Annotated in this window: 7 protein-coding genes; 6 read left to right on the top strand and 1 reads right to left on the bottom strand. The window is 64.3% G+C overall.

Annotated features, from left to right (window positions below):
• Position 1: 1 nt before the first annotated feature.
• The 5 genes from hutG to NKL06_RS02925 all read left to right on the top strand — a co-directional run bounded on the left by hutG (position 2) and on the right by NKL06_RS02925 (position 14,109).
• Positions 2–814, top strand: coding sequence for an N-formylglutamate deformylase (gene hutG / locus NKL06_RS02945; RefSeq protein ID WP_023689634.1), 813 nt, complete (start codon positions 2–4; stop codon positions 812–814).
• 28 nt (positions 815–842) lie between these two features.
• A complete protein-coding gene (gene hutU, locus NKL06_RS02940; protein WP_023682913.1) occupies positions 843–2,513 on the top strand; it encodes a urocanate hydratase in 1,671 nt (556 codons plus the stop codon).
• A gap of 12 nt (positions 2,514–2,525) precedes the next feature.
• Positions 2,526–3,125 (top strand): HutD/Ves family protein, encoded by a 600-nt coding sequence (locus tag NKL06_RS02935; protein WP_031208798.1) that lies wholly within the window; start codon positions 2,526–2,528, stop codon positions 3,123–3,125.
• A gap of 289 nt (positions 3,126–3,414) precedes the next feature.
• Positions 3,415–11,994, top strand: coding sequence for a glycoside hydrolase family 94 protein (locus tag NKL06_RS02930; protein ID WP_023694403.1), 8,580 nt, complete (start codon positions 3,415–3,417; stop codon positions 11,992–11,994).
• 342 nt (positions 11,995–12,336) lie between these two features.
• A complete protein-coding gene (locus NKL06_RS02925; protein ID WP_023672897.1) occupies positions 12,337–14,109 on the top strand; it encodes a glucan ABC transporter ATP-binding protein/ permease in 1,773 nt (590 codons plus the stop codon).
• Between the two features lie 288 nt (positions 14,110–14,397).
• Here NKL06_RS02925 and NKL06_RS02920 read toward each other — a convergent pair whose 3' ends face one another.
• Positions 14,398–15,480: a transposase gene (locus tag NKL06_RS02920; RefSeq protein WP_023694402.1), complete on the bottom strand. Its 1,083-nt coding sequence runs from the start codon at positions 15,478–15,480 to the stop codon at positions 14,398–14,400.
• A 131-nt stretch (positions 15,481–15,611) separates the two neighbouring features.
• Between NKL06_RS02920 and NKL06_RS02915 the strand changes: the two genes are divergently transcribed.
• Positions 15,612–16,364 (top strand): heme ABC transporter permease, encoded by a 753-nt coding sequence (locus tag NKL06_RS02915; RefSeq protein WP_023694401.1) that lies wholly within the window; start codon positions 15,612–15,614, stop codon positions 16,362–16,364.
• Positions 16,365–16,393 lie beyond the last annotated feature (29 nt).

Genomic DNA, 16,393 nt, shown 5'->3' with positions numbered 1-16,393 from the left:
CATGACCGACTGGCTGACAGTGACGGAAGGCACGGCACCCCTGTTGGTGTCCATCCCGCACACGGGTATCGATCTCGCCGGCATCGACAATCGGCTGGTCTCGCCCTGGCTCGGCCGCCGCGATTGCGACTGGTGGATCGACAATCTCTACGATTTTGCCGCCGGCCTTGGCGCGACTGTCGTGCACACGTCGATCTCGCGCACCGTCATCGACGTCAACCGCGATCCTTCCGGCGCCTCGCTCTATCCCGGGCAGACGACAACGACGCTATGCCCGACCGAGACCTTCGACGGCGATCCGCTGTATTTGCCCGGCGCGGAACCGACGCCGTCGGAGATCGATCAACGCCGCATAGCGTATTTCGTGCCCTACCATGAAATGCTGGCGGCTCAGTCCGTCAGGCTGCGCGGCCTGCATGAGAAGGTCGTCATTTACGATTGCCACTCGATCCGGTCGGTGCTGCCGCGCCTGTTCTACGGCACGCTGCCGGTATTCAATCTCGGCACCAATGACGGCCAGACCGCGGATCCTACGCTGCAGGCGCTGGTTGGTCAGATCATGGCCGAGAGCGGTGAAAGCAATGTCATCAACGGTCGTTTCAAGGGCGGCTGGATCACCCGCTATTTCGGCAATCCGCAAGGCGGCTACCATGCGCTGCAGATGGAACTTGCCGATCGCGGCTATTTGCGCGAGCCCGAGGGCAAGGGCGAACCGGACAATTGGCCGGTGCCTTATGATGCCGAGTTCGCCGCGCCGATGCGCGCCACACTGACGAAAATCCTCCAATCCGCCATTGACTGGGCCGGGCGCTGAGACGCCGCCTTACTCCAAAGGGACAATGATGAACAATCCTCGCCACAACATCCGCGAAGTGCGCGCGCCCCGCGGCGACAAGCTCAACGCCAAATACTGGACGACCGAAGCGCCGCTGCGCATGCTGATGAACAACCTCGATCCCGATGTCGCCGAAAACCCCAATGAGCTCGTTGTCTATGGCGGCATCGGCCGGGCCGCGCGCACCTGGAACGATTTCGACAGCATCGTCGCCTCGTTGAAGACCCTCAATGAAGACGAGACGCTGCTGGTCCAGTCCGGCAAGCCGGTCGGCGTCTTCCGGACGCACACCGATGCGCCGCGCGTGCTGATCGCCAACTCCAACATCGTGCCGCATTGGGCGACCTGGGATAAATTCAACGAGCTCGATAAAAAAGGCCTGATGATGTACGGCCAGATGACGGCCGGCTCCTGGATCTATATCGGCACGCAAGGCATCGTGCAGGGCACCTACGAGACCTTCGTCGAGGCCGGCCGTCAGCACTACAATGGCAACCTTACGGGCAAATGGATCCTGACCGGCGGCCTCGGCGGCATGGGCGGCGCCCAGCCACTTGCCGCCGTCATGGCCGGCGCCTGCTGCCTCGCCATCGAATGCAATCCGGACTCGATCGATTTCCGGCTGCGCACCCGCTATGTCGACGAGAAGGCCGAGACGCTCGACGAAGCGATGGAAATGATCGAGCGCTGGACCAATGCCGGCGAGGCGAAGTCGGTCGGCCTGCTCGGCAATGCGGCCGACATCGTGCCGGAAATGTTCAAGCGGGGCATCCGCCCCGACATGGTCACCGACCAGACCTCGGCGCATGACCCGATCAACGGCTATCTGCCCAAGGGCTGGACGATGGCTGAGTGGCGCGAGAAGCGCGTCTCCGATCCCAAGGCTGTCGAGAAGGCCGCCCGCGCCTCGATGCGCGAGCATGTCGAGGCGATGGTGGATTTCTGGAATGCCGGCGTGCCGACGCTCGACTATGGCAACAACATCCGCCAGGTCGCCAAGGACGAAGGCTTCGAGAACGCCTTTGCCTTCCCGGGCTTCGTGCCGGCCTATATAAGGCCGCTGTTCTGCCGGGGCATCGGCCCGTTCCGCTGGGCCGCCCTTTCGGGCGATCCCGAGGACATCTACAAGACCGACGCCAAGGTGCGCGAACTCACCCCTGGCAACACCCATCTGCACAACTGGCTGGACATGGCACGTGAGCGCATCGCCTTCCAGGGCCTGCCGGCGCGCATCTGCTGGGTCGGCCTCGGCGACCGCCACAGGCTGGGCCTCGCCTTCAACGAGATGGTGGCCAGGGGCGAACTCAAGGCGCCCGTCGTCATCGGCCGCGACCACCTCGATTCCGGCTCGGTCGCTTCGCCGAACCGCGAGACGGAAGCGATGAAGGACGGCTCCGACGCCGTCTCCGACTGGCCGCTGCTCAATGCGTTGCTCAACACCGCGTCGGGCGCGACCTGGGTGTCGCTGCATCATGGCGGCGGCGTCGGCATGGGCTTCTCGCAGCATGCCGGCATGGTCATCGTCGCCGACGGCACGCCGGACGCCGCAAGGCGCCTGGAGCGCGTGTTGTGGAACGATCCGGCGACAGGCGTCATGCGCCACGCCGATGCCGGCTACGACATCGCCATCGAGTGCGCGAAGGAGCACCAGCTCAATCTGCCCGGTATTTTAGGCTGATTGGCTTAAATGATGCGCATCCTACGGGCCGCCGACTACCGGGTCATGCCGTGGAAGAATGGCGGCGGCACGACCACCGAGATCGCCGTCTCGCCGGACGGCGCCGGCCTGGACGATTTCGACTGGCGCGTTTCGATGGCGCGAGTCGAGGATAGCGGGCCGTTCTCGGGCTTTGCCGGCGTCGACCGCACGCTTGCCGTGCTGGAAGGCGAGGGTATCGTGCTTGATATTGCCGGCCGTCCGCCGGCCGAAGTGACGGCGGCTTCCGCCCCGCTGTCCTTCCCGGCCGATGTGCCGACCACGGCCGCGCTGATCTCCGGTCCGATCACCGACCTCAACGTCATGACCCGCCGCGCGCGGGCCACGCACACGGTCGAGCGCCTGGTGTTCTCGGTTCCGACCGATATCCGGCCGACCAGCGCTATGACCCTGATCCTGCCGTTCGACGGTGAGGTCGGCCTCAGCGGCCCGACATCGTCTCGTCTTGGACCCCTCGACACGCTGTTGCTCGGTCCGCAGGCGAAACTACGGGTTGAACCGGTACGGCCGACGACCGTGTTCGTCATCCGGATAGCCAGGCTGGGCCAGCCGCACCGCCAGCACAACGATTAACGCCTGTTGCCAAACATGATCGCACGCCGGAGAAATCTGGCGTAAGCTGTTGTCTGGATCACGAAAAAGCCCGAATCCTTCCGTCGTTCCAAGGCGGACGGGAGGGCAGGGGTGCTCGTCCTTGAGTTGTCGAAAGCCCCACTTAAAATGTCGAAGGGATAACGCCTCTGGCGTGGTGCGAAGCAAAACTTTCGGCCAGTGTAATCATGCAACCAATTGCATTTGAATCGGTTTTAGGGACATTGCCGTGGCGGTGGCGCCGCATCGCGTCCCCCATGCGGAATTTTCAATGAATATCCAGACAAATCCTGCCCATATCGAAAAGTCCAGCGCCGGCTTCCCGGTCATCACCGAAGAGCCGATACGCTCCAATTTCCTGCCCGAAGAGCGGCTGCGCGCGCTGGGCGAAAGCCTTGCCAAGGGCGACATCAAGGACCTGTTCGGCCTGACGCCGTTCGATTTCCAGGCCCGCATCCGCGACAGCGCCAAGAAAATCCTCGAAGTCTACCGCTCGACCAATGCCGCCCAGGCCAAGGGCGAAACCATCACGCCTGCCGCGCAATGGCTGCTCGACAACAATTATCTCGTCGAGGAGACCATTTTTCAGGTGAAGCGCGACCTGCCGCGCCGTTTCTACCGGCAGTTGCCGACCCTGGAAGTGGCCGATCGCGCCGCGGTGCCGCGCGCGCTGGCCTTGGCCTGGAGCTATGTCGCCCATTCCGACAGTTCGGTTTCGGCGACCATGTTCAAATCCATCGTCGAGGGTTTTCAGTCGGTCGAGCCGCTCAAGATCGGCGAGCTCTGGGCGCTGCCGTCGCTGCTGCGCTTCGTTTTGATCGAGAATCTGCGCCGCATCGCTGTGCGCGTCGACCGCACCAGGCAGATGCGCCATATCGCCAACGAGGTCGCCGACCGCGTGCTGGCGACCGACGACAATGCAGACCGCCGGAAGATCCTGTCGGGCTACGGCGCGCATGCGCAGGACACCACCTTCGCCACCCAGTTGCTCTACCGCCTGCGCGACGGCTCGCAGAATGCCGGCAGGGCGCTGGAATGGCTGGAGGTCGAGCTCGAGAAAACCGGCTCCGACGCCGAGGAAATCATCATTTCCGAGCATCGCACGCTGTCCAGCGGCAATGTCACCACCGGCAACATCATCCGCGGCCTGCGCCTCATCAACGACGTCGACTGGACGGTGTGGTTCGAGGGCGTCAGCCGCATCGACACGCTCTTGCGCGAGCGCACCGATTTCGCCGCGCTCGATTTCTTTTCGCGCGACCAGTACCGCACGTCGATCGAGCAACTGGCGCGGCGCTCCGACCTGTCCGAATTCCGTGTCGCCGAAAAGGCCATCGAGCTGGCCAGCCATGTTCCCGGGGTCACCGATGCCTCCGGCGTGCCGGATGCATCAGCCGATCCGGCCATGCATACCGATGTCGGCTTCTTCCTGGTCGGCCCGCGCCGGCCGGATCTGGAAAAGGCGATCGGCTATCGGCCGCCCTTCCATGTGACCTTCAAGCGCGCCTTCACCGCCACGGGCTGGCTCGGCATCGTTGTGCCGGTCTTCCTGCTGACGGTGCTACTGCTGGTTGTCTCCGGCAATGCGCTTGCCCATCTCGGCCTGTCGGTGGAATCCATCACGCTGATGCTGGCGCTGTTTGCGGTGCCTGCCAGCGAAGGCGCGCTCGCCTTCTTCAACACCGTTGTTTCACTGTTCCTGAAGCCGACGCGGCTCGTCGGCTATGACTACAAGCACGGCATTCCGGCGGCATCACGCACCTTGGTCGTGGTGCCGTCGCTGATCGGCTCGCGCGATGATGTCGAGGAAAACATCCGCAACATCGAGGTGCATCACCTCGCCAACACGGCCGAAGAAATCCATTTCGCGCTGCTGTCCGACTGGCCGGATTCCAAGACCGAGATCGACGCCGCCGACATCGAGATCCTGCAATATGCGCGCGACGAGATCGCCAGGCTCAATGCCCGTTATCCCTCGGAAGGCGCGCCGCGTTTCTATATCCTGCATCGCCGCCGGCTCTACAACCAGGCGCAGGGCGCCTGGATGGGCTGGGAGCGCAAGCGCGGCAAGCTGCATGAGCTGAACCTTCTCTTGCGCGGCGACAGCGACACCACCTTCCTGCCGCTCGACGTGCCGCTGCCGGAAAAGGTCGTCTATGTCATGACGCTCGACGCCGACACGCGCACCACGCGCGACGCCGTGTCGTCACTGGTCGGCAAGCTCGCCCATCCGCTCAACCGCCCGCATTTCGACGCGACAAAGCGCGTCGTTACCGCCGGCTACACCATTCTGCAGCCGCGCATCACAGCCTCGCTCACCAGCGGCGACGACGCTTCTTTCTTCCAGCGCGTCTTCTCGTCCAACAGCGGTCTCGATCCTTACGTCTTTGCCGTCTCTGATCTCTACCAGGACGTCTTCAGCGACGGCTCCTTCACCGGCAAGGGCCTTTATCACGTCGACGCTTTCGAGGCGGCGCTGCAGGGCCGCATCGAGGAAAACACCGTCCTCAGCCACGATCTGCTCGAAGGTGCGCTGGCGCGCGCAGCACTTGTCACCGACGTCGAACTGGTCGAGGACTATCCTACCCGCTACTCGGTCGACGCCTCGCGCCACCACCGCTGGGCGCGCGGCGACTGGCAGCTGCTGCGCTTCATCTTCTCGCCGCGTTCCGGCGTGCCGGCGCTGTCGCGCTGGAAGATGGTCGACAATCTGCGCCGCTCGCTGACCCCGATCTTCTGGGTGATGGCGGCGATCGCCGGCTGGACGCTACTGCCCTTCACGCAGGCCGCGCAGTGGCAGGCGCTGCTGATCCTGTCGCTGTTCATGGCGCCGACCTTCGATGTCGTCAACGCCATCCTGCCCAAGAGCGGCGACCAGACGCCGCGCGGCCATTTCTCCGCACTGGCGCACGACACCGTCTTCGGCACGGCCCTTGTGGCGCTGAAAGTGCTGTTGATGGCGCACAATGCCTGGATGATGGGCGACGCCATCGTGCGCACGCTCTACCGCCTGTTCGTCAGCCGCCAGAACCTGCTGGAATGGCGCACCGCGTCGCAGGCGCACAAGGGCGGCGACAACGATATCGGCTCCTATTACAGCATGATGTATGGCGCCGTGATCATCGGCGTCGTCGGTCTCGCTATCCCCGTGCTGGCCGATTCCACCGGTGCCTTCGTCGCCTTCTTCTTCGCTCTGTTCTGGATCGGTTCGCCGGCGGTTGCCTGCTGGATCAGCCGCTCGGCCGAGACCGAGGACCGCCTGCGCATATCGCAGGCCGACATCCACGCGCTGCGCACCGTGGCGCGCCGCACCTGGCATTATTTCGAAACCTTCGTCACGGCCGAGCACCACAATCTGCCGCCCGACAATTTCCAGGAAAGCCCGGCGCCGGTTGTAGCGCCGCGGACGTCGCCGACCAATATCGGCGTCTACCTGCTGTCGGTGGTGTCGGCACGCGATTTCGGCTGGATTGCGCTCTCCGACGCCATCACCCGGATCGACGCCACCATGACGACCATCGAGAGCATGCCGCGCAACCGTGGCCACCTCTTCAACTGGTACGACACCACGACGCTCAAACCGCTCTATCCGCTCTACATCTCCGCCGTCGACAGCGGCAATCTCGCCGGACATCTGGTCGCGGTGGCGGCTGCCTGCGCCGAATGGGCGGAAGCCCCGTCCGTTCACCTGCAGGGCGATTTCGAAGGCGTCCTCGACACGGTGAGTATCCTCGACGAGAGCCTCGAGGAATTGCCTGACGACCGCCGGCAACTGCGGCCGTTGCGCCAGCGTCTGGCCGATCGCCTCGATGGCATGCGGCGCGCCGTCATGACCATCAAGGCGCAGCCGGAGATGGCCTCGATCCGCACCATTAACCTGGCCGTGCTTGCCGGCGAGATCCGCAAGCTCGCCACCGCCATCCACACCGAGGCCGGATCGCAGCGCAGCGACATTATCGCCGACTGGGCGGCACGGCTGGAAGCGACCTGCGAGGCGCATGTGCATGACTCGCACAGCGACGAAAACGCCGTCGAAGCCTTGCGCGCCAAGCTGCTGGCGCTGCGCGAACGCTGCCGCCGCTATGCCTTCGAGATGGATTTCTCTTTCCTGATGCGTCAGGAGCGCAAACTGCTGTCGATCGGCTACCGGGTCGAGGAGCATCAGCTCGATGAGAGCTGCTACGATCTGCTCGCCTCCGAGGCGCGGCTGACCAGCCTGTTCGCCATCGCCAAGGGTGACCTGCCGACGGAGCATTGGTTCCGGCTTGGAAGGCCGATCGTCGAGATCGGCTTCCAGGGTGCGCTGATGTCCTGGTCGGGCTCGATGTTCGAGTATCTGATGCCGCCACTGGTGATGAAGGAACCGCAGGGCTCGATCCTCAACCAGACCAGCAAGCTGATCATCAAGCGTCAGATCCAGTACGCGCGTTCGAAGAACGTGCCCTGGGGCATTTCGGAAGCGGCCTACAATGCCCGCGACCGCGAACTGACCTACCAGTATACCAATTTCGGCGTGCCCGGACTTGGGCTCAAGCGTGGCCTTGGCCAGAACACGGTGATCGCGCCTTACGCCACGATCCTCGCGGCGCAGTTCACACCGCGCGAATCCGTCCAGAATTTGGCCAGGCTGCGCTCCATCGGCGCTCTCGGCCGGCATGGCTTTTACGACGCCGTCGACTTCACGCCGCAGCGCGTGCCGGAAGGCACCGACCATGCCGTTGTCCTGAACTACATGGCGCATCACTCCGGCATGTCGATCGCCGCCGTTGCCGACGCCATCTTCGAGGGCCGGCTGCGCGACCGCTTTCACAGCGATCCGGTGATCGAGTCTGCCGAACTCCTGCTGCAGGAGAGGGCGCCGCGCGACATCCCGACCGCCACGGTCAGGACCGAAGCCGACGAGCGCTCGAAGGACGAGACCGAGGTCGAGAGCCCGGATTCGCGCATCGTCCTCGACCCGCTGAGGGCGTTGCGCGCCACCAGCGTCATGTCCAATGGCCGCTACTCCGTCATGGTCTCGGCCACCGGTTCCGGTTACAGCCGCTGGGGCGAACTCGCCGTCACCCGTTGGCAGCCCGATCCGACCGAAGACCGGCTCGGCTCCTACATCTTCCTGCGCGACGCCGGCAGCGGCGACTGGTGGTCGGCCACCGCGGAGCCGAAGCAGGCGACCGGCGAGAGAGTGCAAACGCTGTTTTCCGACGACAAGGCGAGCTTCGTCAAAACGGTGGGCTCGCTGCGTTCGGAGGTCGAATGCATCGTCATCTCGGAAGGCAATGGCGAGGGACGGCGCGTCACGCTCTACAACGACGGCGCCACTGACCGGCATATCGAGGTGACCTCCTTTGCCGAGCTGGTGCTGGGTAACGAAGCCTCCGACAATGCCCATCCTGCGTTCTCGAAAATGTTTATCGAGACCGAGATCTCTGCCAACAACGGCGCCATCTTTGCCACCAGGCGCAAGCGCGAGAAGAACGAGCCTGACGTCACCATGGTGCATTTCGTCACCGATCCGTCCGGGTCGGCGCGCGATGCCGAGGCCGAAACCGACCGCCGTGCCTTCATCGGCCGTGGCCGTACCATCGCGGAAGCGGCGGCCTTCGATCCCGGCGCCAAGCTTGGCGGTCACCACGGCTTCACCCTCGATCCGGTAGCGGCCCTGCGCCGCCAGGTGCGGGTGCCGGCCAACAAGAAGATATCGCTGACCTTCTGGACCGCCGTCGGCGCGAACCGCGCCGAACTGGACGAGGCCATCGCCAGGCTCGACCATCCCGAAAGTTTTGCCCGCCAGGCGATGCTTGCCTGGACGCGTTCGCAGGTGCAGACCCGCCATCTTGGTCTCAGCCTGACCGACGCCGCCAATGTGCAGAAGCTGGCGCGTTTCCTGATCTATCCCGATCCGTTCCTGCGCCTGCCCGGCGAATCCATCGCTTCGGGGCTGGGCAAGCAGTCCAGCCTGTGGCCGACCAGCATTTCGGGCGATTTCCCGATCTTCCTGGTCCGCATCGGCGACGTGGCCGACCTCGAAATTGTCGCCCAGGCGCTGCGCTTCCAGGAGTATATGCGCGCCCGCGGCATGATGATCGACTTCGTGGTCGTCAACGAGCAGGCGTCGTCCTATGTCCAGGACCTGCAGCGCGCGGTCGAAACACTGTGCGAAAACAGCCGCCTGCGCGGCAAGGAACTCGGGCCGCGCCAGCACATCTTCGCCGTGCGCCGCGACCTGATGGACGAGGCGACGTACAAGACGCTGCTGGCGGTTGCCCGCGTGGTTCTGCACACGCGCAACGGCACCATCTTCGACCAGATCGAACGCGCCGAGGCGGCAGCCTTGCAAGCACGCGATGCCCTGCAGCCGGCGCCCCCCGCGTCACTGCGCGAGCCGTCTCTGCCGGTGCCGGCGGCGCCTGCATACCATGCCGCGTCCGACAGCAGCGCCGACGGCAGCGGCCTCAGCCAATGGAACGGCTTTGGCGGTTTCGAGGGCGACGGCCGCCACTATGTCACCCGCCTTGCCGGGCGGCGCTCGACGCCGCAGCCCTGGATCAACGTCGTCTCGAACGCCTCGTTCGGATTCCATGTCTCGGCCGAAGGCGCTGCCTTCACCTGGAGCCGCAACAGCCGCGATTACCAGCTGACGCCATGGTCGAATGATCCGGTCACCAACCGGCCGGGCGAGGGCATCTACATCTACGACCAGGCCAGCGGCAAGGCATTCTCGCCGCTGGCTGCCGTGGTCCGCGATCCCTCGATGACCTATGAGACATGGCACGGCCAAGGCTTCTCCACCTTCCGGTCCAAACGCGCCCCGCTGTCGATGGATCTGACGCACGTCGTCGATCCCGTCGATCCAGTGAAGATCACGCGGCTGCGCATCCAGAACTCAGGCTCGGCGCCGGCGCGGCTGCGCGTCTATGCCTATGCCGAATGGGTCCTCGGCAGCCATCGCTCGAGCACGGCTGCGACCATCATCCCGTCCAGGGATCCAGCGACTGGCGCGCTTCTGGCGCAAAACCCCTACGGTCTCGATTTCGGCGACCGGGTGGCCTTCCTGGCCGCCACTGGTCCGGTGCATTCGGTGACAGCCGATCGCGGCGAGTTCATCGGCAGGCATGGCACCAGCGCCTTCCCGCACGCCGTCGTCAGCGGAGCCGGCCTGTCGGGCCGCGTCGAGGCCGGCGACGATCCGTGCGCAGCTGTCGCCAGTGATGTCGACATCCCCGCCGGCGGCGACGTCACGCTGGTCTGGCTGCTTGGCGACGCCGCCACATCAGCCGAGGCGAGCGCGTTGGTGCAGACCCATTCGGGCAAGGATTTCGACCAGCGGCTGGCCGACAATGAACGCGTCTGGCGCGGCTTCCTCGACACCATCCAGGTCGAGACGCCCGACAAGGCGCTCGACGCCATGGTCAATCACTGGCTGCCCTATCAGAGCCTGGCCTGCCGCATCCGCGCCCGCTCGGCCTTTTATCAGGCAAGCGGCGCCTTCGGCTTCCGCGACCAGCTGCAGGACACGCTGGCCCTGCTTGCGCATGATCCGAAACTGGCGCGCGACCAGATCCTCAATGCGGCGCGCCGGCAGTTCCCCGAAGGCGATGTCCAGCATTGGTGGTTGCCGCGCACCGACGCCGGCGTGCGCACCATGATCTCCGACGATGTGGTCTGGCTGGCGCATGCCACCAATCGCTACATCGAGGTGACCGGCGATACAGGGATCCTGAAGGAGCAGCTGCCTTTCATCGACGGGCAGGTGCTGGGCGAGGGCGAGCACGACGCCTTCTTCACGCCGGAAATCTCCAAGACGAACGCTTCGCTCTACGACCATTGCGCGCGCGCGCTCGACCTTGCGGTCAAGCGCAGCAGCCCGGCCGGGCTGCCGCTGATCCTCGGCGGCGACTGGAACGACGGCATGAACCGCGTCGGCGAAGCCGGCAAGGGGGAGAGTGTCTGGCTCGGCTGGTTCCTTTTGAAGACGCTGGGCGACTTTACCACCGTGGCCAAGGGGCAGGGCGACACCAAGCGGGCGCAGGCCTGGACAAAACACGCCGATGTGCTGAAGCGGGCGCTGGAAAGCACCGCCTGGGACGGCCAGTGGTATCGCCGCGGCAGCTACGATGACGGCACGCCGCTTGGCTCGCACAATTCGGACGAGTGCAAGATCGACTCCATCGCGCAGTCGTGGAGCGTGCTCTCCGGCGAGGGCGACCCCGCGCGCTCGACCACGGCGATGCAGCAGGCGACGAACCTACTGGTCGACGACAAGCTCAAGATCGTCAAACTGTTTACCCCGGCCTTCCAGAACACGAGAAAGGACCCTGGTTACATCAAGAGTTATCCGCCGGGCGTGCGCGAGAACGGCGGCCAGTACACCCATGCGGCGACCTGGTTCGTGATCGCGCTCGCCGAAATGGGCCGCACCGACGATGCCTATCGCTGCTTCTCGATGCTGAACCCGGTCAACCATGCGCTCGACGATGCATCGGCCGAGCATTACCGCGTCGAGCCGTACGTCGCCGCCGCCGACATCTATTCCGGTGAGGGCAAGGGCGGTCGCGGCGGCTGGACCTGGTATACGGGCTCTGCGGGATGGCTCTACCGTGCTGCGGTCGAAGGCATTCTGGGCATTGAGCGGCGGGGCAAGCTGATCACGTTCCGGCCGAAACTGCCCAGCCATTGGGACGGCTATTCTGCCACGCTCAAGATGCTGGGGGCGGAGGTCAAGGTTCGCGTCATCCGCGACAAAAAGGCCAAATCCATCTCGCTCGAAGTCAATGGAACCAAGACAAAGTCTTCAGGTTTTCAGCCGAAAGCCGGCGACAAGACCGAGGTGGTCGTCAAGATACCCGCGTAAAATCAAAGGCTTCAGATTATTGACGCGCGCCTTTCGAGGCGCGCGTTTTCTACTTCGGCATGCTCATGGCGCAGAACGGCGTGCCTTCCCGGATACCGCGGTCCAAGCGTGCAGTGACTAAAAATGTGGCAGCGCCAGATCCTGCCATGATTTTGCCGCAAGACTGACATTTCACCTTTTATCTCAAACCGTTAGGTGATCACGGCAGATTTCGCGACGTCGTCATCTTTTGTTCGCAGAATGGGAACGGAAGAGGTAGACGGGCATTGTTTTGCGACCCGTTAACCGGTACGTGTCAAGAAATGGTGCGGTGCACAATAATGTTTGGGCGGAGTAGCTGAAGTGTCACTTCTGCAAATCTACTGGAGAGCGCTGGGTTATCTCGCAGCCGACAGGAAGCGCGTTGCGTTTATCTGCGGTGCGAATGTCGCGCTCGCCATTATCGCCATCCTCGAGCCGATCATGTTCGGCCGGGTGATCGACGCCATCTCCGATAAGGGTTCGGTGTTTTCGACCCTGGCGCTGTGGGCCGGTCTCGGCGCCTTTAACATCGTCGCCTTCGTGCTGGTGGCGCGCGGCGCCGACCGTTTTGCCCACAAGCGGCGCAGCGAGGTGCTGTGCCAGTCGTTCGAGCGCGTGATCACCATGCCGCTCGCCTGGCACCACCAGCGCGGCACCTCCAACGCGCTGCACACGCTGCTGCGCGCTGTCGAGACGCTGTTCAGCCTGTGGCTTGAATTCATGCGCCAGCATCTGTCGACGGCGGTTGCGCTGGCTCTGCTGATCCCGACCGCAATAAGCATGGATCTGCGCATGTCGCTGGTGCTTATGGCGCTGGGCGTTCTCTATGTCGGCATCGGCCGGCTTGTGATGAAGCGCACCAAGGCAGGCCAGGCCGCCGTCGAGCGCCACTATCATCAGGTGTTCGCGCATGTGACCGACTCGGTCAGCAATGTCGCCGTGCTGCAGAGCTACAACCGTCTCGGCCACGAGGCCGATACGCTGCGCCGCTATGTCAAGAACCTGCTCGACGCGCAGAACCCGGTGCTCGACTGGTGGGCGATGGCCAATGCGCTGCACCGCCTGTCGTCGACGATTTCGATGATGGTCGTGCTTTTGATCGGCGCCTATCTGGTCACCCATGGCCAGCTCAAGATCGGCGACGTCATCGCCTTCACCGGCTTTGCCACGCTGCTGATTGCCCGCCTCGACCAGATGTCGGCTTTCGCCAACCAGATTTCCGAAGCCCGCGCCAAGCTCGAGGACTTCTATCACCTCGAGGATTCGGCCGCCGACTCCGCCGAGCCGGACGGCTTGCGCGACCTCACCAACGTCACCGGCCATGTCCGCTTCGAGAATGTCGGCTTCGAGTTTGCCAATTCGCGGCAGGGCGTCGACGACGTCTCCTTCGAGGTCCAGGCCGGGCAGACGGTTGCCATCGTCGGCCCGACCGGCGCCGGCAAGACGACGCTGATCAACCTCTTGCAGCGCGTCTTCTCGCCGTCTCATGGCCGTATCCTGATCGACGGCATCGACACCCGCACGGTGACCCGCAAGTCGCTGCGTCATTCGATCGCCACCGTCTTCCAGGATGCCGGCCTGCTCAACCGCTCGATCGAGGACAACATCCGCGTCGGTCGTGCCGAGGCGACTTATGACGAGGTTCACGCCGCCGCCAACGCGGCTGCCGCGCAGGATTTCATCCTTGCCAAGAGCGCCGGTTACGACACCGTCGTCGGCGAGCGCGGCGGCCAGCTTTCGGGCGGCGAGCGTCAGCGCATCGCCATTGCCCGCGCCGTGCTCAAGGACGCACCGATCCTGGTGCTCGACGAGGCAACGAGCGCGCTCGATGTCGAGACCGAGGACCGCGTCAAGGAAGCCATTGACGAACTGAGGCGCAACCGCACCACCTTCATCATCGCCCACCGCCTGACCACCGTCCGCGACGCCGACCTGGTCGTGTTCATGGACAAGGGCAAGGTGGTCGAGATGGGCGGCTTCGCCGAACTGTCGCTGCGCAATGGCCGTTTCGCCAGCCTGCTGCGCGCCGGCGGCCTGCTCAACGACGAGGAAGTCCGCCGCCTCAGCCGCACCGTGAATATCGAAGCGGCGTAAGCTTTTTACCTCCCCCTTGTGGGGAGGCCGGACCCGTAGGGTCCGGGTGGGGGTGGTGCCCCACCACCCCCACCCCGCTGCTTTGCAGCGACCTCCCCACAAGGCATAGGCGCTAAGATAGTTTTGGCATGGACTGGAATTTGCGCTTTCGTGGTGGTTCGCGCCAGCGATATCGCAAGGCATGGAGATTTTGGCGCAGGGCCGCCAAGGAAGGTTGAGTAAAGATGGTCGCGATCAGAGAGGCGACGATCTGGCGGGTTGCGCGCCACAGTAGCGGGCGCCCGTCGCTCAAGGGGGAGAGACACCCAACTCCTGCGAGAGGGGTTCGGTCACAAGCGCGATGAGGAAGTGTGCAAGGATCCAAGGCCTTGCGATCCTTGGGTCTTTGGCGGGAGGAGAGCGCAGCCCGATCAGGCTCTTCAGGCGCTTGAAGGCGAGTTCGATGCGCCAGCGCATGCGGTAGAGCTTGAGGACCGTATCGGCGGGAAACTCCTCCCGGTCAAGCGAGGTCACATGCAGGACGAAGCCGGCCGCAATCAGCGTCTGCGGTTGAACCTTGTTGCCCTTGGCCCTGGCTTCCTTGTTGATTTTGCGCCGCGCTTCTTGTGCCGCGGCCTCGGATTTGCGCAAGGCGATCAGGCGCATCTTCACAGGCTCGCCCTTCTTGAGTGCCAGCCGGGCAGGCGTTTCGCAGACTTCCTCCCGGCAGCTCTCCAGGTAGCCGATGAGATCGAACGCCCTGCCGTTGGCGTCGAGCCATCGCGCGTTTTTCCACGACGCGCGCACAACAACATCGCCGCCTTGCGCCATCACCTTGGCGATCCGCTCGGCCTGCAGATAGGCGCGGTCACCGATGCGGATCTCGCCCGGCACCACCGGCACGCGGTCGATCAACTCGGCCTCGCTCTGATCGGTGATCTCGAGGAAGTCGAACTGCTCGCGCTCAAGCTCGAAGGCGCAGTGCATGCGCCAAAGACCATTGTTCTTCTTCTCATACGCACCGGCCTTGGCAACCGCTGTCGCATCGAGGATGCGAACCAGCCGGCCTTTGGCCAAACCTGCATCCTCGCGCTTCAAAAGGTGCCCAATCAACTGCTGCAGCCATGGTCCTGCATTGCGCAGCCGGCCGAGCAACGCCACGTCCGAAATGTCGGCAATCCCGCTCGCCGCCGCCCAGGCCACGACGCCCCGCATGCCAACCTTGCCAAGGCAGTAAGCCAGTGTCAGGCGCAACAGGTCGCTCGCCGACCTGACGCCGCGCGGGCGCAGGAACGCCTTCGTCTCGCGGGCACTTCCTGCGATCAACTCTTCGCCGCCCAGAAGCTCAATCGTCTCGGCCCAGCCGTCATCAACAAGCGATTCGTGTGTCATCGCAGTGTAGAATCACACCCGATTCCGCAGGGCAATACCTATCTTAGCGCCTATGCCCCACAAGGGGGGAGGGTAAGCACTGCGACAACCGCTCGATTGCCCCGAACGCGCCGCCGGTCTATCTAGACCTTATGAGCGACACCTCCTCACGCCTCGCCGGCTGGACCGACCTCGCCAACCCGACGCGCTTTGTCGGACTGGCCGACAGGCTGGTGCCGTGGCTGGCGTCGATCGCCGCGATCCTGCTAGCCATCGGTCTCTATATGAGCTTTGCCGCGCCTGAGGATTTCCAGCAGGGCATCACGGTGCGCATCATGTACATCCACGTGCCTTTCGCCTGGCTCGCCATGATGTGCTACACGGTGATGGCGGCCGCCGCGCTCGGTACGCTGGTCTGGCGCCATCCGCTGGCCGACGTCGCGCTGAAATCTGCAGCCCCGATCGGCGCCACCTTCACCGCGCTTGCGCTGGTCACCGGCTCGATCTGGGGCAAGCCGATGTGGGGCACCTGGTGGGTGTGGGATGCCCGCCTGACCTCAGTCTTCATCCTCTTCCTGATGTATCTCGGCATCATCGCGCTGACGCGCGCGCTGGATGACGCCAGCCGTGCCGCCTGGGCCGCCGCCATCATCACGCTGGTCGGCTTCATCAACATCCCGATCATCAAATTCTCGGTCGACTGGTGGAACACGCTGCACCAGCCGGCCTCGGTGTTCCGGCTCGGCGGACCGACGATCGATCCCAGCCTGCTATGGCCGCTGCTGGTGATGGCGCTCGGCTTCACCGTGCTGTTCTTCGCGCTGCACCTGACGGCGATGCGCACCGAGATCCGCCGCCGGCGGGTGATCTCCATGCGCAGGGTGGCGGCAAGGCAGGCCGACTAGCGCGATTTCAAACGGAAGGGACAGCCATG

Origin of the sequence: Mesorhizobium sp. C268A, from assembly GCF_040324475.1 — a bacterium.
GTDB lineage: Bacteria > Pseudomonadota > Alphaproteobacteria > Rhizobiales > Rhizobiaceae > Mesorhizobium.
Note: the sequence above shows the minus strand (reverse complement) of the source record. Positions and strands in the feature narration are given on the sequence as shown.

Coding starts and splice junctions, on each gene's coding strand:
- hutG (WP_023689634.1), top strand. CDS start 2: ATGACCGACTGGCTGACAGTGACGGAAGGCACGGCACCCCTGTTGGTG.
- hutU (WP_023682913.1), top strand. CDS start 843: ATGAACAATCCTCGCCACAACATCCGCGAAGTGCGCGCGCCCCGCGGC.
- NKL06_RS02935 (WP_031208798.1), top strand. CDS start 2,526: ATGCGCATCCTACGGGCCGCCGACTACCGGGTCATGCCGTGGAAGAAT.
- NKL06_RS02930 (WP_023694403.1), top strand. CDS start 3,415: ATGAATATCCAGACAAATCCTGCCCATATCGAAAAGTCCAGCGCCGGC.
- NKL06_RS02920 (WP_023694402.1), bottom strand. CDS start 15,480: ATGACACACGAATCGCTTGTTGATGACGGCTGGGCCGAGACGATTGAG.
- NKL06_RS02915 (WP_023694401.1), top strand. CDS start 15,612: ATGAGCGACACCTCCTCACGCCTCGCCGGCTGGACCGACCTCGCCAAC.